Origin of the sequence: Streptomyces sp. NPDC090108, from assembly GCF_044747185.1 — a bacterium.
Classification (GTDB): domain Bacteria; phylum Actinomycetota; class Actinomycetes; order Streptomycetales; family Streptomycetaceae; genus Streptomyces.
This window is the reverse complement of record NZ_JBIVDQ010000012.1, coordinates 74534-95611: the sequence shown is the minus strand read 5'-3', so window position 1 is coordinate 95611 and position 21078 is coordinate 74534. Positions and strand designations below refer to the sequence as shown.

The window sequence follows — 21078 nt, the reverse complement described above, 5'->3', positions numbered from 1 at the left end:
CCTGAATGCCATGCATCCGGAGGTTCTGGCCATGCTCCGTGTCGCGGTCGTCGCGTCGCCGCCCGTGTCGATGTTCAACCTCGCCATCCCCGAACTCCTCTTCGGCAAGGTCGAGATCGGCGGACGTCCCGGCTACGAGGTGGTGATCTGTGCGCCGGATCCCGGCCCCGTGACCACCACCGGCTCGCTCGACCTGTACGTGCCCCGCGGCCTGGAGGCGCTGCGGGGCGCCGACACCGTCATCGTGGCGGGCACCGGCGTGCCCTTCGCCCCGGACCCCCGGGTGCTCGCGGCCCTGCGCGAGACCGCCGCCGAGGGGACGCGCATCGCCTCCATCTGCACCGGCGCCTTCGCGCTCGCCGAGGCCGGCCTGCTCAAGGGGCGCACCGCGACCACCTACTGGGCGCACGCCGAGGAACTGCGCCGGCGCCACCCGGACGTCCAGGTCCAGGGCGACGTCCTCTACGCCCAGGACGGCCAGTTCCTCACCTCCTCCGGCTACGCCGCCGGCATCGACCTGTGCCTGCACCTCATCCGCACCGACCACGGCGCCGCCGTCGCCAACGAGGTCGCCCGGCTCGCCCTGGTCGCACCGGTCCGCCCCGGCGGTCAGACCCAGTTCACCCTCACCCCCCTGCCGCCCGAGCGCGGCCAGGCCTGCGCCGACACCCGGGGCTGGGCCATGCGCAACCTCGACAAGCCCCTCACCCTCACCGACCTCGCCCGGCACGCCGGGGTCAGCGTGCGCACCCTCACCCGCCGCTTCCACGCCGAGAGCGGGGTCAGCCCCCTGCAGTGGCTGCTGCACCAGCGCGTCGAACGCGCGAAGGAACTGCTGGAGACCACCACCCTGCCGATGGACCGGGTGGCCGGTGCCTGCGGCCTCGGCACCGCGGACTCCCTGCGCGCCCACCTGGTCCGCCGGACCGGCCTCACCCCGAGCGCCTACCGCACCCAGTTCAGCCGGCGGGGAACCGCCGACGGCGGCGCCGCGTCCTCGGCGGCATGACCGACGACCGCGTGACCGGCGTTCTGGTGATCCGCACCGCCCTGCCCGCCGAGGCGGAGGCCGTCGCCGGCCTGCACCAGCGGGCCCGCTCGGCCTACTGCCCGGACGGCGCCCCGCAGGACGGCGCCGGCCTGGCCCGGGCCTGGCTCGACGTCATGGCGAGGGCCGACGGCCAGGTGCTGTGCGCCGTGGAGAAGGCGCGGATCGTGGGAGCCGCGTCCTTCCGGACCCCGGACGGCTCGGCCGCGGACACCGTCGGCCTGTTCCAGCTCCATGTGGACCCGGGCCGCTGGCGGGCGGGCATCGGCACGGCGCTGCACGCCGCCTGCGTGGAGCAGTGGCGGGCCGACGGCAGGCGCTCGGCCGTACTCGAACTGCACGCGGACAACCTCCGCACCCGCGCCTTCTGCGCCCGGCAGGGCTGGGTCCCGGACCCCGCCGACCCGCCCGCCCGGGGCGGCAGCCGGCTGCGGCTGCGCTACGCCGTGCCCGGTGCCTGACCGCCGCGCCGGGGAAGCCGGGGAGGCCGCCACGCCGGGAAGGCCGCCGCGCCGGGAAGGCCCCGCGCCGGGGAAGGCCGGGAAGGCCCGCGGGACCGGGTGGGCCGGGTGGGCCGGGCGGGCGGACCGGGCCCGGGAATGAACCCGGCTGCTTGAACGTTCACGCACTCGGCGGAGAGCTGCTCCGCCCCCGTACGAACCGGAAAGAGCCGAAACCATGCGCGTCGAAATCTGGACCGACATCGCCTGCCCCTGGTGCTACGTCGGAAAGGCCCGCTTCGACAAGGCGCTGGAGGCCTTCCCGCACCGCGAGGACGTCGAGGTGGTCCACCGCTCCTTCGAGCTGGACCCCGGCCGCGCCAAGGGCGACGTCCAGCCGGTGATCACCATGCTCACCCGCAAGTACGGCATGAGCGAGGCGCAGGCCGAGGCGGGCGAGGACAATCTGGGCGCCCAGGCCGCCGCCGAGGGCCTGGACTACCGCACCCGGGGCCGCGACCACGGCAACACCTTCGACATGCACCGCCTGCTGCACCTCGCCAAGGAGCGCGGACGCCAGGACGAGCTGATCCAGATCCTGTACCGGGCCAACTTCGCCGAGGAGCGGTCCGTCTTCTCCGAGGGTGACGACCGGCTGGTCGAGCTGGCCACCGAGGCCGGACTGGACGCCGGCGAGGTCCGCGCGGTCCTCGCCGACCCCGCCGCCTACGCCGACGAGGTCCGCGCCGACGAGCGCGAGGCCGCCCAGCTCGGCGCGAACGGCGTGCCCTTCTTCGTCGTGGACCGCAAGTACGGCGTGTCCGGCGCCCAGCCCTCCGAGGTCTTCGCCCAGGCCCTCACCCAGGCGTGGGGCGAGCGCTCCCCGCTGAAGCTGGTCGACCAGGGTGACTCCGGGGTCTGCGGCCCCGACGGCTGCGCGGTCCCGCAGCACGGCTGAGAACCCCAGGCGGGCGCCCATGTATAAGGATCCCTGAGCGGATCCATACGGGAACGCGCGATGGACGGGGCCCCGGCGGGGCCGCAGAGTGGTCCCATGGAGACCACGGAGACGTTCGAGAGCCTCGTCCGCGCCGAGTTCGCCCCGAAGAACACCTACCTGAACACCGCGAGCAGCGGCCTGCTCCCGGCCCGTACCGTCGGTGCCCTGCGCGAGGCGGCGGAGATCCGTGCGGAGGGCCGCCCCCTCGACACGCTGTTCGAGGACGTGGAGGCCGCCCGGGCGGTGTTCGCCCGGCTGGCGGGGGTCCCGGCCTCCCGGGTCGCGGCCGGACCCTCCGTCGCGGCCCAGACCGCGCTGGTCGCCGCGGCCCTGCCCGCGGGCTCCGAAGTCCTCACCGCCGAGGACGACTTCGCCTCGGTCGTGACGCCCTTCCACACCCGCGGAGACCTCAAGGTCCGCGCGGTGCCGCTGGAACGCCTCGCCGAGTCCGTCCGGCCGGGCACCGCGCTCGTCGCGGTCAGCGCCGCGCAGTCCGCCGACGGTCGCCTCGCCGGGCTGCCCGCCCTGCGCGAGGCGGCCCGCGCCCACGGCGCACGCACCTACGTCGACTTCTCCCAGGCCGCGGGCTGGCTGCCGATGGACGCCGGTGCCGACGACTTCACCGTCTCCACCACCTTCAAGTGGCTGCTCGGCCCGCACGGCGCGGCGTTCCTGGTCGTCCCGGAGGACTTCGGCGGCCTCACCCCGCTGCTGGCGAGCTGGGTCGCGGCCGAGCGGCCGTGGGACTCCTGCTACGGCCCCGTCGCCGAACTGGCCCACTCCGCACGGCGGTTCGACGTGAGCCCGGCCCTGTTCACCTATGCCGGGGTGCGCCGCTCGCTGGAACTCGTCGAGGAACTCGGGGTGCCCGCCGTACAGGCGCACGACCTCGCTCTGGCCGACCGCTTCCGCGCAGGCCTCGCCGGCCTCGGTCACGCACCCCTGCCCGCCCCCGGCTCGGCGATCGTCTCGGTGCCCGGACTCGGCTCCCGGCAGCCGGAGTTGAGCAGGGCCGGGATCGAGGTCTCCGACCGCGCGGGCAACCTCCGCGCGTCCTTCCACCTGTACAACACCGCCGCGGACGTCGACCGCCTGCTGGAGGCGCTCGCCCGCTGACATGACCGGGCCGGGCCTCCCGTCCCACGAGGAGGCCCGGCCCGGGACCGGGGGAGTGGCCCGAGGGGGCCACCCGGCGGCTACCTCACCGGAGTGAAGTCCCGCGCGCCGATGAACTCAGGACGCCTGACGGGCGCCGCGAACGGCTCCACCGCCGCGTTCTCCACGCTGTTGAACACGATGAACACGTTGCTGCGCGGGAACGGCGTGATGTTGTCGCCCGAACCGTGCATGCAGTTGCAGTCGAACCAGGTCGCCGAACCCGCCCGGCCGGTGAACAGCCGGATGCCGTGCTCGCCGGCCAGCTCGGTCAGCGCCTCGTCGGACGGCGTGCCGGCGTCCTGCATCTGCAGCGACCTGCGGTAGTTGTCCTCGGGCGTGGCCCCGGCGCACCCCAGGAACGTCCGGTGCGAGCCCGGCATGATCATGAGGCCGCCGTTGGTGTCGTGGTTCTCGGTCAGCGCGATCGACACCGAGACCGTGCGCATGTTCGGCAGGCCGTCCTCGGCGTGCCAGGTCTCGAAGTCCGAGTGCCAGTAGAAGCCGCTCGCGCCGAAGCCCGGCTTGATGTTGATCCGGGACTGGTGGACGTACACGTCCGAGCCGAGGATCTGCCGGGCCATGCCCACGACCCGCTCGTCGCGCACCAGGTCCGCGAAGACCTGGCTGATCCGGTGCACCTCGAAGACCGAGCGGATCTCCTTCGAGTGCGGCTCGACGACCGCCCGCTCGTCGGCCCGGATCGCCGGGTCGGCGACGAGCCGGTCCAGCTCACGCCGGCAGGCCTCGACCTCGGTCGGGTTGATCAGCTGGTCGACGGTCAGGAAGCCGTCCCGCTCGTAGGCCTGGAGCGAGGCGGCCGTGATCGGCCCCGGGGTGTCCGGCGCGCCCCAGACGACGGGGTCCTGGCGCGGCAGGGCCGCCTCGCTCGTGCCGCGGCTCGGGTACAGGTCGGTGACGGTGGTCATGGCTCAGACCTCCTCGGGCTCGGTGAGCAGCGGGTAGACGCCGTTCTCGTCGTGGTCCTCCCGTCCGGTCACGGGCGGGTTGAACACGCACAGGCAGTGGAAGTCCTCCTTGACCCGCAGTGTGTGCCGCTCGTGGCCGTCGAGGAGGTACATGGTGCCGGGCGTGATGGTGTGCGTCAGCCCGGTCTCGTGGTCGGTGAGTTCGGCCTCGCCCCGGGTGCAGACGACGGCCTCGATGTGGTTGGCGTACCACATGGACGTCTCGGTCCCGGCGTACAGGATCGTCTCGTGCAGGGAGAAGCCGACGCGCTCCTTGGCGAGGACGATCCGCTTGCTCTCCCAGGTGCCGGACTTCGCCCTGACGTGCCGGTCGGTGCCTTCGATGTCCTTGAACGAACGGACGATCATGGGGTGTCTCCTCCTCGCTAGACGGTTTCCCGGACGGCGCGGGCGAGGATGCTCAGACCCTCGTCCAGCTCGTCGGGGGTGATGGTGAGGGCGGGCAGCAGTTTGACCACCTCGCTCTCCGGTCCTGACGTCTCGATCAGCAGACCGAGCTCGAACGCCCGCGCGGCGACCCGCGAGGCCCGCGCCTTCTCGTGGAACTCCAGGCCCCACACCAGGCCGCGGCCGCGGTAGTCCTTCACGTCGGCGAGGTTCTCCTCGGTGATCGAGATCAGCTCGCGCTCGATCTGCTCGCCCCGGGCGCGGGTCTGCTTCTCCATCGCGGCGCCGTCGGTCCAGTAGGCCTCCAGGGCCGCGGTGGCGGTGACGAACGCGGGGTTGTTGCCGCGGAAGGTGCCGTTGTGCTCGCCGGGCTCCCAGATGTCGAGCTCCGGCTTGAACAGGCACAGCGACATCGGCAGGCCGTAGCCGCTGATCGACTTCGACACGGTGACGATGTCGGGCGTGATGCCGGCCTCCTCGAAGGAGAAGAAGGCGCCCGTGCGGCCGCAGCCCATCTGGATGTCGTCGACGATCAGCAGCATGTCCTGGCGCTCGCACAGCTCCTTGAGCGCGCGCAGCCATTCGGGCCGGGCGACGTTGATGCCGCCCTCGCCCTGCACGGTCTCCACGATCACGGCGGCGGGCTTGTTCAGGCCGGAGCCCTGGTCCTCCAGCAGCCGCTCGAACCACAGGAAGTCGGGTATCTGCCCCGCGAAGTAGTTGTCGAACGGCATCGGCGTGCCGTGCACCAGCGGGATGCCGGCACCGGCCCGCTTGAACGCGTTGCCGGTCACGGCGAGGGAGCCGAGCGACATGCCGTGGAAGGCGTTGGTGAAGGACACGATCGCCTCCCGCCCCTTCACCTTGCGGGCGAGCTTGAGCGCCGACTCGACGGCGTTGGTGCCCGTCGGCCCGGGGAACATCACCTTGTACGGCAGATCGCGCGGGCGCAGCACCAGGTCCTGGAACGTCTGCAGGAAGGACCGCTTGGCCGTGGTCGACATGTCCAGGCCGTGGGTCACCCCGTCCCGGGACAGGTAGTCGATCAGCGCCCGTTTCAGGACCGGGTTGTTGTGGCCGTAGTTGAGCGAGCCGGCGCCGGCGAAGAAGTCGAGGTAGGCGTGCCCGTCCTCGTCGTACATGCGGCTGCCCCGGGCGCGGTCGAACACGGCGGGCCAGCTGCGGCAGTAGCTGCGCACCTCGGATTCCACGGTCTCGAAGACGCTGAGGTCGGGCTGGGTGATGGTCACGTGAATCGCTCCTCGGTGCGGCGTCGGTACGGCGTCTGTGCGGCGTCTGTGCGGTGGGGCGCGGTCAGCGCGCCGGGATCCGGGTCAGCGGGCCGATGCGGTGCAGGATCTCGGGATCGTGCGGCCCGTCGGGGAAGAGGTAGGCGGGGAACAGCACCTCGTGGGTGAGTTCCGCCCCGTGCCGGGCGGCGAACGAGGCGAACAGACGCTCGGAGGCGGCGTTGCCGGGGGTGATGGTGGTCTCCACACCGGTGATCCCGCGCTCGGAGGCGAGCCGTGCGACCAGTCCGTCCAGGAGCGCGGCGGCGATGCCGCGCCCCCGGTGGGCGGGATCGACGGCCACCTGCCAGACGAGCAGGGTCCGGGGGCGTTCGGGCCGCACGTACCCGGTGACGAAGCCGACCGGTTCACCGTCCGCGTCCCGCGCCACGGCCGAGGTGCCGGCGAAGTCCCGGCACCACAGCAGATAGCTGTAGGAGGAGTTCAGGTCGAGGGTTTTCGAGTCCCTGGCGAGCCGCCACAGGGCGGCCCCGTCGGCGGGTGCCGGTCGGTCGATGAGCAGGTCTGCTTGTGCGGCAGTCATGCGGCAGGAATTTAGCGAGGCAAATTCATAAATGCACGGCGAAGATCGCGACCGGCATGGCAGCACCCGTCGTTATGCCTGGATTGACCTAGCCCAAAACGGGGCAAATGCATCCCGTTGTGGGGTCCGTCACAACATCGAAACGCCGCGGAAACCCGCCCTGTTTAGTCCTGCAAAAAGCGGGAAGACGAAGAGCGGAAGCCATCCTCGATGAATTCGTGAGAATGCTGAAGCCCATCGGAATTCGTGGCAGGGAAACGAAAAGCGGCCCGCGCCTTCCGTGCGAGCCGCTTTTCTCCGGGCGTCCGCCGTCAGCGCCACGCGCCGTCCGCCGCGCGGCGCGCCGCCTCCGGGTCCACCGTCAGGCCGTGCCCGGCGAGCGCGGTGCCGAGGGCCGCCAGGCAGCGGTGCACGGTCTCCGGGCTCGCTTCGGGCCCGTAGTGGTTGACCCGGATCATCTCCTTGGCCAGCGCCCCGCCCCCGGCCGTCAGCGGCGCCGAGGGGTCGCTCGCCAGGGCCCGCGCCACCAGCTCGGAGGCCACCAGACCGGACGGCACCCGCAGGGTCGTCGCGACCGGCGCCGCGTCCCGCTCCTCGTACACATAGGGCTCCAGGCCGCCGCCCAGGGCCGAGGTGCCCGCGCGCACCGCCAGCGCGGCGGAGCGGTGCCGGTCCATCACGGCCGGAAGGCCCGCCGCCTCGATGCGCTCCAGGCACGCCTCCAGCGCCAGCATCTCCAACTGCGCCGGAGCGTGCAGCAGCGCCCTGCGGCCGCCGTCGATCCAGCGCTCCTTCCAGTCCAGCAGGGACAGGTAGGAGCGGCGCGGGGCGTGCGGGTTCGCCGCCATCCGGGCCCAGGCCCGCTCGCTCACCGAGATCGCCGACACGCCCGCCGGGCCGCCCATCGCCTTCTGCGCCCCGATCACGCACAGGTCCACGCCCCACGCGTCCGGCAGCACCGGCTCCGCCCCGACCGAGGCGACCGCGTCCAGGTAGAACAGCGCGCCCTGCTCCCGGACCGCCTCGCCGATCTCCGCGACCGGGTTGGTGTTGCCGGTCGCGGCCTCCGCGTGGACGAGCGAGACGAAGTCGATCTCCGGGTGCTCGGCGAACGCCTGCCGGATCTGCGCGGCCGTCACGGCCGTGTGGAAGGGGACGGCCAGATCGTGCACGGTCGCGCCGCAGTCCCGCAGCCAGTCGCCGAAGGTCTGCCCGTAGGGGCCGGTGATCACGTTCAGGGCCACGGTCCCGGGGCCCGCCGCGGCGCGGATCGCGCCCTCCAGGGGCAGCAGCGCCTCGCCCTGGGTGATCACGACGTCCTGCCGGGTGTCCAGCAGCCGGGCCACCCGGTCCTCGATCGCGGCGAACCGCGCGGCGTCCAGCGGGGGCAGATCGAGGAGGGGGTGGGTCACGGCGGTGCTCTCTTCGCTCACGAGGGGCCACGGAGGCCGGTCCGGACGGCCGGCCGAGACGAGAGTAACTCCCGCCCTCCGGACGCCCTGGACCGGCGACTTCTTAGGCCGGACGGCCCTGGGGCCATGGGTTTGATTTGAGAGCCTCAAACATCTCCTTATAATCGGACCCGCAGTTCCACGCAGTCCCCCACAGTCGCCGCATTCCCCCCACAGGGAGATCCGCCCATGAACACGATCCTCGGACGCAGGACCCGTCTGCTCGTCGCAGTCGCCGTGACGGGCGGGCTCGCGCTCGTGGCCGGCTGCTCGTCGGGCGGCGGAGGCGGCAAGACCACCGCGGGCGGGGTCCACCTCGTCAAGGCCGGCCAGCTCACCGTCTGCACCCACCTGCCCTACCCGCCGTTCCAGTCGGAGATCGGCGGCAAGGTGCAGGGCTTCGACGTCTCCCTGATCGACCTCGTCGCGAAGGACCTGGGCGTCAAGCAGCAGACCCTCGACACGCCGTTCGAGAACTTCAAGACCGGCGCGTTCCTCAACTCCGGCCAGTGCGACCTGGCCGCCGCGGGCATGACGATCACCCCCGAGCGCAAGAAGAACGTCGACTTCTCCGACCCGTACTTCGAGGCCACCCAGGCCGTCCTCGTGGACAAGAAGAGCGGCATCCACTCCCTGGCCGACCTCAAGGCCAAGGGCAAGAAGCTCGGCGCCCAGGCGCAGACCACGGGGGAGGACTTCGCCAAGAGCAAGGGCCTCGACCCGGTCTCCTTCCACTCCTCCGACGCGCTGCTCAACGGCCTGCGCACCGGCCAGGTCCAGGGGATCATCATCGACTACCCGGTGGTCCAGGGCTGGCTGAAGGACAAGGCCAACTCCAGCGCCTTCACGGTCGTCGACAACATGAAGACCGGCGAGCAGTACGGCTTCACGGTGAAGAAGGGCAACACCAAGCTCCTCGCCGCGATCGACAAGGCCCTGAAGACCGCCAAGGCCGACGGCACGTACAAGAAGATCTACGAGCAGTGGATCGGCCCGTACGACGCCGCCGCGGCCTCCCCGGCCTCCTGACACCCGCGGGGACCGGCCTCCCCGGCCCCCGGGGGTGTCCCCCCGGTGGGCCGGTTCCGGCCGTTCCCGTGCGGTTCCGTTCACTTCCCCCCACGCACCCGACCCCTACGGACACCCTGACCAGATGACCGACACCGACACCCGCATACAGCCCAGGAAGACAGGCCTGACACGCCGGCAGCGGCGCAGGCTGTCCCGCGGGGCGCAGTACGCCGTCTTCATCGCCGCCGTGGCCGCCTTCGCCGCCTCGGCCGACTGGGGACGCCTGAAGAACCAGTTCGCCCAGGTCTCCATCGCCGGGCAGATGTTCCCGGACGTCATCACCCTGGCGCTGAAGAACACCGTCCTCTACACGGTGTCCGGCTTCGCCGTCGGTCTGGCGCTCGGCATGGTCGTCGCCCTGATGCGGCTGTCGTCCGTGGGGCCCTACCGCTGGGTCGCCGGCATCTACATCGAGATCTTCCGCGGCCTGCCCGCCCTGCTGATCTTCATCTTCGTCGGCGTGGGCGTACCCCTGGCCTTCCCGGACATCGAGTACCCGGGCGGCACCTACGGCAAGGTCGCCGTCGCGCTCGGCCTCGTCTCCGCCGCCTACATGGCCGAGACGATCCGCGCCGGCATCCAGGCGGTGCCCAAGGGGCAGATGGAGGCGGCCCGTTCGCTGGGCTTCTCACCCGCCCGCGCCATGGTCTCCGTCGTCATCCCGCAGGCCTTCCGCATCATCCTGCCGCCCCTGACCAACGAACTCGTCCAGCTCGTCAAGGACTCCTCGCTCGTGCTCTTCCTCGGTGTCACGCTGGAGGAGCGCGAACTGTCCAAGTTCGGCAACGACCTGGCCAGCACCACCGCCAACTCCACGCCGATCCTGGTCGCGGGCCTGTGCTACCTGCTGATCACGATCCCGCTCGGTTTCCTCGCGCGCCGCATGGAGGCCAAGGCCCGGAAGGAGATCCGGTGAGCCGCCCCGAAATCCAGGTCGAGGGTCTGCACAAGTCCTTCGGCGACAACCAGGTCCTGCGCGGCATCGACCTGGAGATCCGCCAGGGCGAGGTCGTCTGTGTGATCGGCCCGTCCGGTTCCGGCAAGTCCACCCTGCTGCGCTGCGTGAACCTCCTGGAGGAGCCCACCGGCGGCAAGGTGTTCGTCGGCGGCACCGAGGTGACCGACCCCAACGTCGACATCGACGCCGTACGCCGCCGCATCGGCATGGTCTTCCAGCAGTTCAACCTCTTCCCGCACCTCAGCGTCACCGAGAACCTCACGCTCCCGCAGCGCCGGGTCCTCGGGCGGGACAAGGCGACGGCCGGGCGGATCGCCGCCGAGAACCTGGCCCGCGTGGGCCTGTCCGAGAAGGCCGACGCCCACCCCGGCTCGCTCTCCGGCGGCCAGCAGCAGCGCGTGGCCATCGCCCGCGCGCTCGCCATGGGGCCCGAGGTCATGCTGTTCGACGAGCCGACCTCCGCGCTCGACCCGGAACTCGTCGGCGACGTCCTCGCGGTCATGCGCGGGCTCGCCGAGGAGGGCATGACCATGATGGTCGTCACGCACGAGATGAGCTTCGCCCGCGAGGTCGCCGACCGGGTCGTCTTCATGGACGGCGGCGTGATCGTCGAGGAGGGCAGCCCCGAGCAGGTCATCGGCGACCCGCGGCACGAGCGCACCCGTCACTTCCTCTCCCGCGTCCTCGACCCGGCCATGGCCGAGGTGGAGGAGGGCGCCCCCGGCACTCCCGGCTCCCCGGAGAAGAAGCCCTAGGGAACGTCCCCCGGTGCCCTGTCGGTGCCGCCCGGCCGCTCACTAAGGTGCGGTGCATGAGCGATCACGCGGTGCTGCACGTGAGGGGCCGGGTCCTGGCGGGACCCGAGGACGTCCGCGACGAGCTGTGGGTGGTCGGGGGCCGGATCTCCTACGACCGCCCCGCCGGCGCCGGCGACGTCCGTACCGTCGAGGGCTGGGCGCTGCCCGGCCTCGTCGACGCCCACTGCCACGTCGGGCTCGACGCGCACGGCCCGGTCGACGCGGACACCGCCGAGAAGCAGGCGCTGACCGACCGGGAGGCCGGCACCCTGCTCATCCGCGACGCGGGCTCGCCCTCCGACACCCGCTGGACCGACAGCCGCGAGGACCTCCCGAAGATCATCCGGGCCGGCCGGCACATCGCCCGCCCCCGCCGCTACATCCGCAACTACGCCCACGAGGTCGAACCGGACGACCTCGTCCGCCACGTCGCCCAGGAGGCCCGGCGCGGTGACGGCTGGGTCAAGCTCGTCGGCGACTGGATCGACCGCGACCTCGGCGACCTGTCGCCCTGCTGGCCCCGCGAGTCGGTCGAGGCCGCCATCGCCGAGGCCCACCGGCTCGGCGCCCGCGTCACCGCGCACTGCTTCGCCGAGAGCTCGCTGCGCGACCTGGTCGAGGCGGGCATCGACTGCGTGGAACACGCCACCGGCCTGACCGAGGACCTCGTCCCGCTCTTCGCGGACCGGGGCGTGGCGATCGTCCCGACCCTGGTCAACATCGCCACCTTCCCGCGGCTCGCGGCCGGCGGCGACAGCAAGTTCCCCCGCTGGTCCGCCCACATGCGCCGGCTGCACGAACGCCGCTACGACACCGTCCGCGGGGCCTACGACGCCGGGATCCCGGTGTACGTCGGCACGGACGCCGGCGGCTCACTGGCCCACGGCCTGGTCGCGGCCGAGGTCGCCGAACTGGTCACCGCGGGCATCCCCCCGGTGGACGCGCTCGCGGCCACCACCTGGGCGGCCCGCGCCTGGCTCGGCCGCCCCGGCCTGGAGGAGGGCGCACCGGCCGACCTCGTCGTCTACGAGTCCGACCCCCGGGCGGACGTACGCGTCCTGGCGGCGCCGCGGCGGGTGGTGCTGAACGGGCGCGTGGTGGAGTAGAGGGAGCAGAGGACCCCGGCGCAAGGCGGAGTGGCTGGAACGCGTGTGCCTGCTGATTCGAAGAGGCGTGCGGAATATTCACGAACGAGTGAAGTAACTCAGGATCGCTGACCGTTCACCCACAGTGCGTAAGGGTGGTCGGGTCCCAAGCAGTCCCGTCTGGGGGTCCCACCGCCTTGAACAGCAACAACTTCCGCATGCCCGCACGCCGTCCCGTCACCCTCGCGACCGTCGCCGCGCTCACCGCGGCTCCTCTGCTCCTCGGCGCGAGCGCGGCGCACGCGACCGGGAAGGCCGCCGGTGAGCCGTCCGGGGAGAAGGGCCGAGCCTCCGCCGTCGTCCTGCGCGCCGGGCTCGACGTCTCCCTGCTCGACAAGACCGTGCACGTCCCGCTCACGGCCTCCCTCAACGAGGTCCATGCCCCGGACAGCGCCGACCGCACGGCCCTCTCGGCCCGGCTGGACGGTGTGAACGGGGGCAGGCCCTTCGCCATGCTGGCGGCGGACGTCGCCTCCGCGAAGGCCACGGCGACCGCCGCGCGCGCCCAGGGATCGGTCCGCCTCGTCGACGCCCGCGTCCACATGCCGGGGCTGCCGCTGCTCTCCCTCGTCGAGATCGGCACGGTCACCGCCGACGCCACCTGCGAGGCCGGCAAGGCACCCACCGCCGCCGCGAACGTCCTCGGCGCGGTCACCGTCCTCGGCAAGCGCGTCACCCTCACCGCGGGCGGCCCGACCCGGGTGAGGGTCCCCGGGGTGGGCGAGGTCGCCGTCGCCTACGCCGAGCACCGCACGACGAGCCGCACGGCCGCCGCGACCGCCCTCGAACTCAAGGTGTCCGTCGACCCGCTGAAGCTCAACGTGGCGGACGTCGAGGGCACCCTGACCCTCGCCCGGGCCACCTGCGAGTCCCCGGGGCACCGCCCCGCCGGCCATCCGGTGCCGAGCCACGACCCGGCGGCCTCCCCGCTCCAGGAGGAGGCCGGAGCCGCCTCCCCGGCGCCGGCCGCCGACGCGGCTCCCGACGCAACTCCCGACGCGGCCCCCGACCTCAGGCCCCAGGCGGCGAACGCCGGCCTCGCGGACACCGGTTCCCCCTCGGCGACCCCCTACCTCGCGGGCGGCGCGCTGGCCCTGCTGCTGGTCGGCGGGGGAGTGCTCACGGTGATGCGCAGGCGCAGGAGCTGAGCCCCGGTCAGGTCAGCACGGCGGACAGGGCCCGCAGGAAGCCCCTGACCGTGGCCCTGTCCCGCACCGCGATCCGTACCCACTCCTCGCCCAGTCCCGGGAACGTGTCCCCGCGCCGCACCGCGTAGCCCAGCTCGCGCAGCCGCCGCCGCACCGAGGCGGCCCCGGGGATCCGCACGAGCACGAACGGCCCCCGCGCCGGCTCCGCCACCCGCACCCCGTACGGCGCGAACGCGGCGAGCCCGGCGACCAGCCGGTCCCGGTCCGCCGCGATCCGGTGCGCCGCGTGCGCCGCCTCCGCCAGCGCGCGCGGCGCCACGCACGCCTCGGCGGCGGCCAGGGCGGGCGTGGAGACGGGCCACAGCGGCTGCGCCCGCTCCAGTGCCGCGACGGTCTCGGGGGCGGCCAGCACGTACCCGATGCGCAGCCCCGCCAGCCCCCACGTCTTGGTCAGACTGCGGAGCACCACGAGGCCGGGCACGTCCGTCCGCCCGGCCAGCGACTCCCGCTCGCCGGGCACCGCGTCCATGAACGCCTCGTCGACCACGAGCGTCCGCCCGGGACGGGCGAGCCGGACCAGGCTCTTCGCGGGATGCAGCACGGAGGTGGGGTTCGTCGGGTTGCCGGCCACCACCAGGTCCGCGTCCCCGGGCACGGCCGCCGGGTCCAGCCGGAAGCCGTCCTCCGCCCGCAGCAGCACCCGGTCCACCGTGTGCCCGGCGTCCCGCAGCGCCGCCTCGGGCTCGGTGAACTGCGGGTGCACGACGACCGGCCGGCGCACCTTCAGCGCCCGCGCCAGCAGGACGAACGCCTCCGCCGCCCCCGCCGTCAGCAGCACCCGCTCCACCGGCAGCCCGTGCCGCGCCGCCACCGCCGCGCGGGCCGCCCGCCCGTCCGGGTAGGCGGCGAGCGAGGACAGCGACGCGGCGATCCGGTCCCGCAGCCAGGCCGGCGGCGTGTCCGCGCGGACGTTGACGGCGAGATCGGTCAGCGCGGCGCCGTCGTCCCGCACCTCGGCGTCCCCGTGGTGCCGCAGGTCCGGGCCGCCGTCCCCGCCCCCCACGCAGTCCCCCACGCAGTCCGCCACGCCGTCTCCCGCGCCGTCCTGGCCGTGTCCGCCGTCCGCTCCGCGCCCGGTGCGATCAGTGCGCATGGCTGTGCGAGTGCCCCCCGTGAGGGTGGTGCCCGTGCCCGGACCCGTGGTGGTGGCCGTCGTCGTCGGGGTGGAAGTGCGGCTGCTGCGGCAGCCCCACCTTGTCCGCGAACCCCGGCAGCGCGATCCGGTACACGCACGAGTCGCAGTTCATGCGTACGTCGCCCTTGACGGCCTCCTCGTACCGCTCCATCACCAGGTCCAGCAGCTCCGGCTCCGGACCGATGACGTCCGCCGAGCGCACCTCGGTCTCCGGGTGCGCGGCGGCCCACTCCTCCGTCTGCCGCCGCACCCGCTCCGGCAGGATCCCGGTGAACAGGAAGTACGGCAGCACCACGATCCGCCGCGCCCCGAGCCGCGCGCAGCGGTCCAGTCCGCTCGGCACGTCCGGTGCCGCCAGCGACACGAACGCCGTCTCCACACCGGCGTACCCGCGCCCCTCCCACAGCAGCCGGGCCGCCTTGTGCACCTCGGCGTTGGCGTCCGGGTCGGTGGAACCGCGCCCCACCAGCAGCACCGTCACCTCCGCGCGCTCCTCGGGCGTGGCGGCGGAACCGAGGGCCTCGTCGAGGCGCCGCTCCAGCACGCTCAGCAGCGCCGGATGCGGGCCCAGCGGCCGGCCGTAGGTGTACGAGATGCCCGGGTGCCGGTCCTTCTCGCGGGACAGCGCCGCCGGTATGTCGCCCTTGGCGTGCCCGGCGGACACCAGCATCAGCGGGACCGCGGCGAACCGCCGCACACCCCGTTCGACCAGCTCGGCGACGGCGTCGCCGAGCGGCGGCGGGGACAGCTCGATGAAGCCTCCCGCGACGGGCAGCTGGGGATTGCGGCGGCCGAGTTCCCGTACGAAGTCGCGGAACGCCTCGGCTCCGGCCTCGTCCCGGGTGCCGTGGCCGGCGACGAGCAGGGCGGGCGGCTGGGGGGTCACGGGGTCTCCTTCGGAGTGATCGGGTGGTACAGCAGGGCGTTGAGCGCGGCGGCGGCGACCGCCGAACCGCCCTTCTCGGAGACGTTGCTCACGGCGGGCAGCCCGCTCGCGCGCAGCGCCTCCTTGGACTCGGCCGCGCCGACGAAGCCGACGGGCAGACCGATGACGAGCGCGGGGGAGGCGTCCAGGGTCAGCAGTTCCTCCAGGGCGGTCGGCGCACAGCCGATCACCCACAGGGCGCCGGGCCCGACCTGCTCATGGGCGAGCCGGACCGCGTGGGCCGAGCGGGTCAGCCCGGGTCCCGACCGGGCGTCCTTCAGCCGGCACACGGTCCGGCGGCGGGTGATGCCGGCCGCGACCATCTCCACGTCCACGACCACCGGCGCCCCGGCGTGCAGCGCGGCGTGCGCCCGCTCCAGGTCGCCCTCGGCCAGGACGAGGTCGTCCGCGTACTCCAGGTCGGCCGCGGAGTGGATGACCCGCTCCACCACGGCCCGGGTGAGCGGCGGCAGGTGCGAGGTGTCCAGGCGGGCGCGCAGCCGCCGGAACGACTCCTGCTCGATGGGGTGGACCACACGGTCCGCGGGGTCCGAGAACCCGGGCGCGGCCGCCGCAGGCGCGGGGCTCGGAGGGATCGCGGGGTTCATCGGGCGTCCTCCCGTGTGCCGCTCGCCTGCCAGCGGTAGCCGCGCGGGGTCACCATCCGCCCGGCGATGTTCCGGGTCGCGGTGTTGCCCACGGTGACCACCGTCATCATGTCGACGGTCGCCGGGTCCAGCGCGGCCAGTGTGGTCAGCCGGCTCGACTCGTCGGGGCGCGAGGCGTTGCGCACGACCCCGGCCGGGGTCTCCGGCTCCCGGTGCTCCGCGAGGATCGCGAGCGCCTTCGGCAACTGCCAGTCGCGGCCCCGGGAACGCGGGTTGTAGAAGGTGACGACGATGTCCGCCTCGGCCGCCGCCCGTACCCGCCGCTCGATGACCTCCCACGGCGTGTGCAGGTCGGACAGGCTGATCGACACGTGGTCGTGGCCCAGCGGCGCGCCCAGGACCGCCCCGGCGGCCAGCGCCGCCGTCACGCCCGGCACCCCGACCACGTCGATGTCGTCCGAGGCCTCCGCGAGCGCGGGCGACGCCATCGCGTACACCCCCGCGTCCCCGCTGCCGATCAGCGCCACCGCGTGGCCCGCGCGGGCCTCCGCGACCGCCGTACGGGCCCGTTCCTCCTCGGCCCCCAGCCCGGACTCCAGCACCCGGGTGCCCGGCCGCAGCAGATCGCGGATCTGGTCGACGTACTGGTCGAGCCCCACCACCACCGAGGCCCGCCGCAGTTCGCCGGCCGCGCGCGGGGTCAGCAGGTCCCGGGCGCCCGGCCCGAGCCCCACCACCGCGAGCCGCCCGCGCCCCGGACGCCGTACGACGGCACAGGTCGCCATCGCGGGCCGGCCGTCGGCACGCGCGGACTTCCGCTTGGGCACGAGGAGTTCACCGCCGCGCGCGAGCGCCGCGGCCTCCGCCACCGACGGCGTCCCGACGGCCGCGAGGGGCGCCCCGGACGGGTTCGGCACCTCGACGGCCGCCAGCTCCCGCGCCGGGTGCACCACCAGGGGAACCCCCAGCCGTGCGGCCGCCGACACGATGCCCGGCTCCTCCGACTTGGCCTCCACGGTGGCGAGTTCGGCCACCGACGCGGCCGACAGGCCGGCGTCCCGCAGCGCCTCCTCGATCAGCGCGAGCACCTCCTCGGCCGGCGCCCCCTTGGAGGCGCCCACCCCGACGACCAGCGACGGCGGCCGCAACAGCACCTCGCGCGCACCCGGTTCGACGGCCCGGTCGGTGAGCCGGACGGTGTACGACCCGTGCTCCGAGACCGGCAGCGCGGGCAGCGGCCACGCGAAGTCGGCCTCCAGGGCGACGGGTTCGCCGTCCAGCAGGGCACGCGACACCGTGGCGACCGCGCCTTCGAAGGGGAATCCGAGGGTGTCCAGACCCGGCAGGCCCACGGCGTCCGTCGCGGTCGTCACCACCGGCTCGGCGCCGAGCAACGCGCCCACCTCACGGGCGAGTTCGTTGGCCCCGCCGCCGTGCCCGCCGAGCAGCGACACCGCGAACCGGCCGGACTCGTCCACGCACACCACGCCCGGGTCGGACGCCTTGCCGGCGAGCAGTGGCGCGAGCAGCCGTACCACCGCGCCCGTCGCCAGGAAGCACACCAGCTGCTCGCACTCCGCGAAGGCGAGCCGCACGGCCTCCCCGACGGGAGCGTCGTACACACGGGTCCGGTCCGGCCAGGCCGCGGCCAGCCGGTCGCGCGCCGCCGCCCCCGCCGCGGTGGCGGAAATGAGGCCGATCACTGGGCAACTCCTTCATCGGGTGCGGGGGTTCTCACGCCCCACAGCAGGAAAACGGGATTGGTGGCGGCCAGCCGGGTCACGTCCCCGGGCAGCGGCGCCAGCCGCGACGACTGCAGCAGCACGCCGTCGCAGGTGAACCCGGCGCGGGTCAGCGCCTCGCGCGCCGCGGGCACCCGGTCCAGCGCGGCCATGGCGACGACCACGGTCCGCCGGGCCCGCCGCGCGCACGCGCCGACCACGGCGGGCAGCTCGCGTCCGCCGCCGCCGACGAACACGGCGTCGGGGTCGTCGGCGAGGCCGGACAGCGCGTCCGGCGCGGTGCCGTGCACCACGCGCACGCCGACGCCGTGCGCCCGCGCGTTGGCGCTGATCCGCTCCACGCCGTCCGGGGCCTTCTCCACGGCGACCACGGCCGCGCCGAGCCGCGCGCACTCCACGGCCACCGAGCCCGAGCCCGCGCCGACGTCCCACACCAGGTCGCCCGGGCCGGGCCCGAGCCGGGCCAGCGCCAGCGCCCGCACCTCGAACTTCGTGATCATCGAGTCCCGGTGCGCGAACGCGCTCTCCTCCAGGGCCCAGCGGGAGGGCCGGCCGGGAAGCCCGGCGACCGTGCGCATGCCGTCCGCCTCCCGTGCCTCGTCCAGGCAGAGCACGACGCTCACCGCCGTGCCCCAGTCGCGGGCGGCGGCCTCGGCGGGCGTCACCCGCTCCACCCGCTCGTGCTCCGGATCGCCGAGCGCGCGCACCACGACGAGCGTCCGCCGCGCAGGGCCGTGCGCGCCCCCACCGCCGTCGTGACCGACGCCGGTGCCCGCGCTGATGTCCGCGCCGGTGCCGGTGCCGGTGTGGGTGCCTGTGCCTGTGCCTGTGCTGGTGCCTGTGCCCATGCCGACGCCTATGCCGGTGCCGGTGTTGGCACCGACGCCCCTGCCGGTTCCGGTGCCGCTGTCCGTGTCCGTGTCCGTGTCCGTGTCCGTGCCGACGCCCATGTCGGTCCCGGTCCCGGTCCCGGTGCCCGTGCCCGGCCCCGGTCCCGTGTCCTCCGTGTCGGCGGCCAGCGCGGCGCCCAGCTCGGCCGGGCCGGAGCCGGGCCCGGTCAGCACGGCCACCTTCGGGTGCGCCCGGCACAGGTTGACGGCCGTCCGCAGCGCGCGCCCGTGCGCGCTGACCACGACCGCGTCGTCCCAGGGCAGCCCGATCCGCGCGAACGCGCCGGACACCGACGACACCCCCGGCCGCACGTCCAGCAGCCCCGCCCCGAACCGTTCGGCCAGCGCCCGCACGATCCCGAAGAACCCGGGATCGCCGGAGGCCAGCACGGTCACCGGCCGCTTCTCGGCCACCCGCTCCGCGATCGCGTCCAGGGCCGGCGCCAGCGGACCGAGCACGATCCGCTCCGCACCCGCGGGCAGCTCCGCGGCGTCCAGATGCCGCCGCCCGCCGACCACCAGCGCGGCCCCGGCGAGCGCGTCACCGGGAACCGGCGCGCCCGTCCCCGTGCCGACGACCGTGATCAACTGCTCGCCCCCCGCTCGCGCAGCGCCCGCCGCGCCTCGGGGTCGGCCTTGCGATGGCCGTGGAAGTGACCGGGGTGGTAGAGGTGCGAACGGGTGCCGTGGGCGTCCAGGGCCGCGCCGACCAGGAAGAGGGTGTGCTTCCAGAGCTTGTGCTCCTTGACCGTCTCCTCCAGCGTCCCGACCGTGCACCGCACGATCAGCTCCTCCGGCCAGGTCGCCTGGTGGGCGACGACGACGGGGGTGGAGGTCGGGTAGCCGCCCTCCAGCAGCTCGCGCACCAGCTGGCCGCTGCGCGCCGCCGAGAGGAAGACCGCCATGGTGGTGCCGTGCCGGGCGAACTCCCGCACCTCCTCACCGGGCGGCATCGGCGTCTTGCCGCCGCCGAGCCGGGTGAGGATCACGGACTGGGCCACCTCCGGGACGGTCAGCTCCCGCTGGGCGAGCGCCGCGACGGCGGAGAAGGAGGAGACGCCCGGCACGATCTCCGTGGCGATCCCGATCTCCGCGCACCGGTCCACCTGCTCCTGCGTCCCGCCCCACAGCGCCGGGTCGCCGGAGTGGATCCGCGCCACCCGCAGGCCCGTGTCGTGCGCCCGCCGGTAGACGGCCACGACGTCCTCCAGGGACATCACCGCCGAGTCGAGGATCTCGGCGCCCTCGCGCGCGTGGTCGAGCACGTCCGCCTGCACCAGGCTGGCCGCCCAGATCACCACGTCCGCCTCGGCGATCGCGCGCGCGGCACGGAACGTCAGCAGATCGGCGGCGCCGGGACCGGCACCGACGAACGTCACCTTGCCGGTGGGGGCATCGGCCATGGGAAGAAGGTCCTCTCGGAAGGGGGACGTGGGGTGCCGGACGGCACCTCGGGGATGGCGTGAATACGGTGATGGGATGGGAGGAAAGTCAGAATCTGGTGTGTTTTGTGAGGCGCTGGATGTGCGCAAAGGGGCCTCCATCGGATAGCAAGTCCCTATGGCGGTCTTCGTCGCGCTCGGCGCGTTCCTGATGACGCTGGCCGGCGGCTGGACGGCACAGCGTGTGACCGACCGTCGCCACCTGGTCCTGGGCCTCGCGGGCGGCCTGATGCTGGGCGTGGTCGGCCTCGACCTGCTGCCGGAGGCGCTGCGCGCGGCCGGCGACGAGATCTTCGGCGTACCCGCCGCCCTGCTGCTCTTCGTGGCCGGATTCCTCCTGGCCCACCTCGTCGAACGCACCCTGGCCGCACGCCAGGCCGCGCACGGCGGGGACGAGCACGACCACCGGGCGCCCGAAGTGGGCCTGACGGCCGCCGCGGCGATGGTGGGCCACAGCGCCATGGACGGCGTGGCGATCGGCGCGGCCTTCCAGGTGGGCGGCGGCATGGGCGCGTCCGTCGCGCTCGCCGTGATCGCGCACGACTTCGCCGACGGCTTCAACACCTTCACGCTCACGAGCCTGTACGGCAACGACCGCCGCCGGGCCCTGGCGATGCTGCTGGCCGACGCCGTCGCCCCCCTGCTGGGCGCCCTGTCGACGATCTTCTTCCACATCCCGGAAGCGCTGCTCGGCGGCTATCTCGGCCTCTTCGGGGGCGTGCTGCTCTACCTGGCGGCCGCCGAGATCCTCCCCGAGGCCCACCACGAGCACCCGGCCCGCTCCACCCTGTTGTTCACGATCGCCGGCGCCGCGTTCATCTGGCTGGTGGTCGGCGTCTCCGGCGGCTGAGCCC

General features: G+C 73.7%; 21 protein-coding genes. 10 read left to right on the top strand and 11 right to left on the bottom strand.

Annotated elements, in window-relative coordinates:
• The first annotated feature begins 10 nt into the window (after positions 1-10).
• From ACIPRD_RS32025 to ACIPRD_RS32010, 4 genes are all read left to right on the top strand, one after another.
• Positions 11-1009 (top strand): helix-turn-helix domain-containing protein, encoded by a 999-nt coding sequence (locus tag ACIPRD_RS32025; RefSeq protein WP_356398913.1) that lies wholly within the window; start codon positions 11-13, stop codon positions 1007-1009.
• On the top strand, positions 1006-1509 hold the full coding sequence (locus tag ACIPRD_RS32020) for a GNAT family N-acetyltransferase (protein WP_356398915.1): 504 nt from the start codon (positions 1006-1008) through the stop codon (positions 1507-1509). Before ACIPRD_RS32025 ends, ACIPRD_RS32020 begins: the two co-directional genes overlap by 4 nt.
• 217 nt (positions 1510-1726) lie before the next feature.
• Positions 1727-2446, top strand: coding sequence for a DsbA family oxidoreductase (locus tag ACIPRD_RS32015; protein ID WP_356398917.1), 720 nt, complete (start codon positions 1727-1729; stop codon positions 2444-2446).
• Positions 2447-2542: 96 nt separating this feature from the next.
• Positions 2543-3604, top strand: a complete 1062-nt coding sequence (locus ACIPRD_RS32010; protein ID WP_401568174.1) for an aminotransferase class V-fold PLP-dependent enzyme — start codon at positions 2543-2545, stop codon at positions 3602-3604.
• An 80-nt stretch (positions 3605-3684) separates the two neighbouring features.
• On the opposite strand, the gene thpD is transcribed toward ACIPRD_RS32010, so the two are convergent.
• From thpD to ACIPRD_RS31985, 5 genes are all read right to left on the bottom strand, one after another.
• Positions 3685-4572: an ectoine hydroxylase gene (gene thpD, locus ACIPRD_RS32005; protein ID WP_401568172.1), complete on the bottom strand. Its 888-nt coding sequence runs from the start codon at positions 4570-4572 to the stop codon at positions 3685-3687.
• A gap of 3 nt (positions 4573-4575) precedes the next feature.
• Positions 4576-4980, bottom strand: coding sequence for an ectoine synthase (locus ACIPRD_RS32000; RefSeq protein ID WP_401568169.1), 405 nt, complete (start codon positions 4978-4980; stop codon positions 4576-4578).
• A 17-nt stretch (positions 4981-4997) separates the two neighbouring features.
• Positions 4998-6269, bottom strand: a complete 1272-nt coding sequence (gene ectB / locus ACIPRD_RS31995) for a diaminobutyrate--2-oxoglutarate transaminase (RefSeq protein WP_356398925.1) — start codon at positions 6267-6269, stop codon at positions 4998-5000.
• A 64-nt stretch (positions 6270-6333) separates the two neighbouring features.
• Positions 6334-6852 (bottom strand): diaminobutyrate acetyltransferase, encoded by a 519-nt coding sequence (ectA, locus tag ACIPRD_RS31990; protein WP_401568165.1) that lies wholly within the window; start codon positions 6850-6852, stop codon positions 6334-6336.
• A 311-nt stretch (positions 6853-7163) separates the two neighbouring features.
• Entirely contained in the window at positions 7164-8264 is a 1101-nt protein-coding gene (locus ACIPRD_RS31985) for a pyridoxal-phosphate-dependent aminotransferase family protein (RefSeq protein WP_401568190.1), read from the bottom strand.
• A gap of 228 nt (positions 8265-8492) precedes the next feature.
• Here ACIPRD_RS31985 and ACIPRD_RS31980 point away from each other — a divergent pair, with 228 nt between their 5' ends.
• The 5 genes from ACIPRD_RS31980 (at position 8493) to ACIPRD_RS31960 (ending at position 13422) form a co-directional block, all read left to right on the top strand.
• On the top strand, positions 8493-9332 hold the full coding sequence (locus tag ACIPRD_RS31980; RefSeq protein WP_356398929.1) for a transporter substrate-binding domain-containing protein: 840 nt from the start codon (positions 8493-8495) through the stop codon (positions 9330-9332).
• Positions 9333-9456: 124 nt separating this feature from the next.
• On the top strand, positions 9457-10290 hold the full coding sequence (locus ACIPRD_RS31975; protein ID WP_356398931.1) for an amino acid ABC transporter permease: 834 nt from the start codon (positions 9457-9459) through the stop codon (positions 10288-10290).
• Positions 10287-11087: an amino acid ABC transporter ATP-binding protein gene (locus tag ACIPRD_RS31970; protein ID WP_401568161.1), complete on the top strand. Its 801-nt coding sequence runs from the start codon at positions 10287-10289 to the stop codon at positions 11085-11087. Before ACIPRD_RS31975 ends, ACIPRD_RS31970 begins: the two co-directional genes overlap by 4 nt.
• Before the next feature lie 56 nt (positions 11088-11143).
• Positions 11144-12235: an amidohydrolase family protein gene (locus tag ACIPRD_RS31965; RefSeq protein WP_401568158.1), complete on the top strand. Its 1092-nt coding sequence runs from the start codon at positions 11144-11146 to the stop codon at positions 12233-12235.
• A gap of 176 nt (positions 12236-12411) precedes the next feature.
• Positions 12412-13422: an SCO1860 family LAETG-anchored protein gene (locus ACIPRD_RS31960; RefSeq protein ID WP_401568155.1), complete on the top strand. Its 1011-nt coding sequence runs from the start codon at positions 12412-12414 to the stop codon at positions 13420-13422.
• Between the two features lie 7 nt (positions 13423-13429).
• Here the strand turns inward: ACIPRD_RS31960 and cobC are convergent, their stop codons facing one another.
• Genes cobC through cobM form a run of 6 tightly spaced genes read right to left on the bottom strand, consistent with a single transcriptional unit; the run spans position 13430 to position 20185 of the window.
• Positions 13430-14575 (bottom strand): Rv2231c family pyridoxal phosphate-dependent protein CobC, encoded by a 1146-nt coding sequence (gene cobC, locus ACIPRD_RS31955; RefSeq protein WP_401568153.1) that lies wholly within the window; start codon positions 14573-14575, stop codon positions 13430-13432.
• Complete coding sequence (locus ACIPRD_RS31950) at positions 14565-15503, bottom strand: sirohydrochlorin chelatase (protein ID WP_401568150.1); 939 nt, start codon at positions 15501-15503, stop codon at positions 14565-14567. The genes cobC and ACIPRD_RS31950 overlap by 11 nt, the downstream gene beginning before the upstream one ends.
• Entirely contained in the window at positions 15500-16150 is a 651-nt protein-coding gene (locus ACIPRD_RS31945) for a precorrin-8X methylmutase (protein ID WP_401568147.1), read from the bottom strand. The genes ACIPRD_RS31950 and ACIPRD_RS31945 overlap by 4 nt, the downstream gene beginning before the upstream one ends.
• Positions 16147-17853 (bottom strand): precorrin-3B C(17)-methyltransferase, encoded by a 1707-nt coding sequence (gene cobJ, locus ACIPRD_RS31940; protein WP_401568144.1) that lies wholly within the window; start codon positions 17851-17853, stop codon positions 16147-16149. Before cobJ ends, ACIPRD_RS31945 begins: the two co-directional genes overlap by 4 nt.
• Positions 17850-19370, bottom strand: a complete 1521-nt coding sequence (gene cbiE / locus ACIPRD_RS31935; RefSeq protein WP_401568141.1) for a precorrin-6y C5,15-methyltransferase (decarboxylating) subunit CbiE — start codon at positions 19368-19370, stop codon at positions 17850-17852. The genes cobJ and cbiE overlap by 4 nt, the downstream gene beginning before the upstream one ends.
• On the bottom strand, positions 19367-20185 hold the full coding sequence (gene cobM, locus ACIPRD_RS31930; RefSeq protein ID WP_356398949.1) for a precorrin-4 C(11)-methyltransferase: 819 nt from the start codon (positions 20183-20185) through the stop codon (positions 19367-19369). Before cobM ends, cbiE begins: the two co-directional genes overlap by 4 nt.
• 157 nt (positions 20186-20342) lie before the next feature.
• Here cobM and ACIPRD_RS31925 point away from each other — a divergent pair, with 157 nt between their 5' ends.
• The gene (locus ACIPRD_RS31925) at positions 20343-21074 is read left to right on the top strand and encodes a ZIP family metal transporter (protein WP_356398951.1); all 732 of its coding nucleotides are present in this window, start codon (positions 20343-20345) and stop codon (positions 21072-21074) included.
• Positions 21075-21078: the final 4 nt, after the last annotated feature.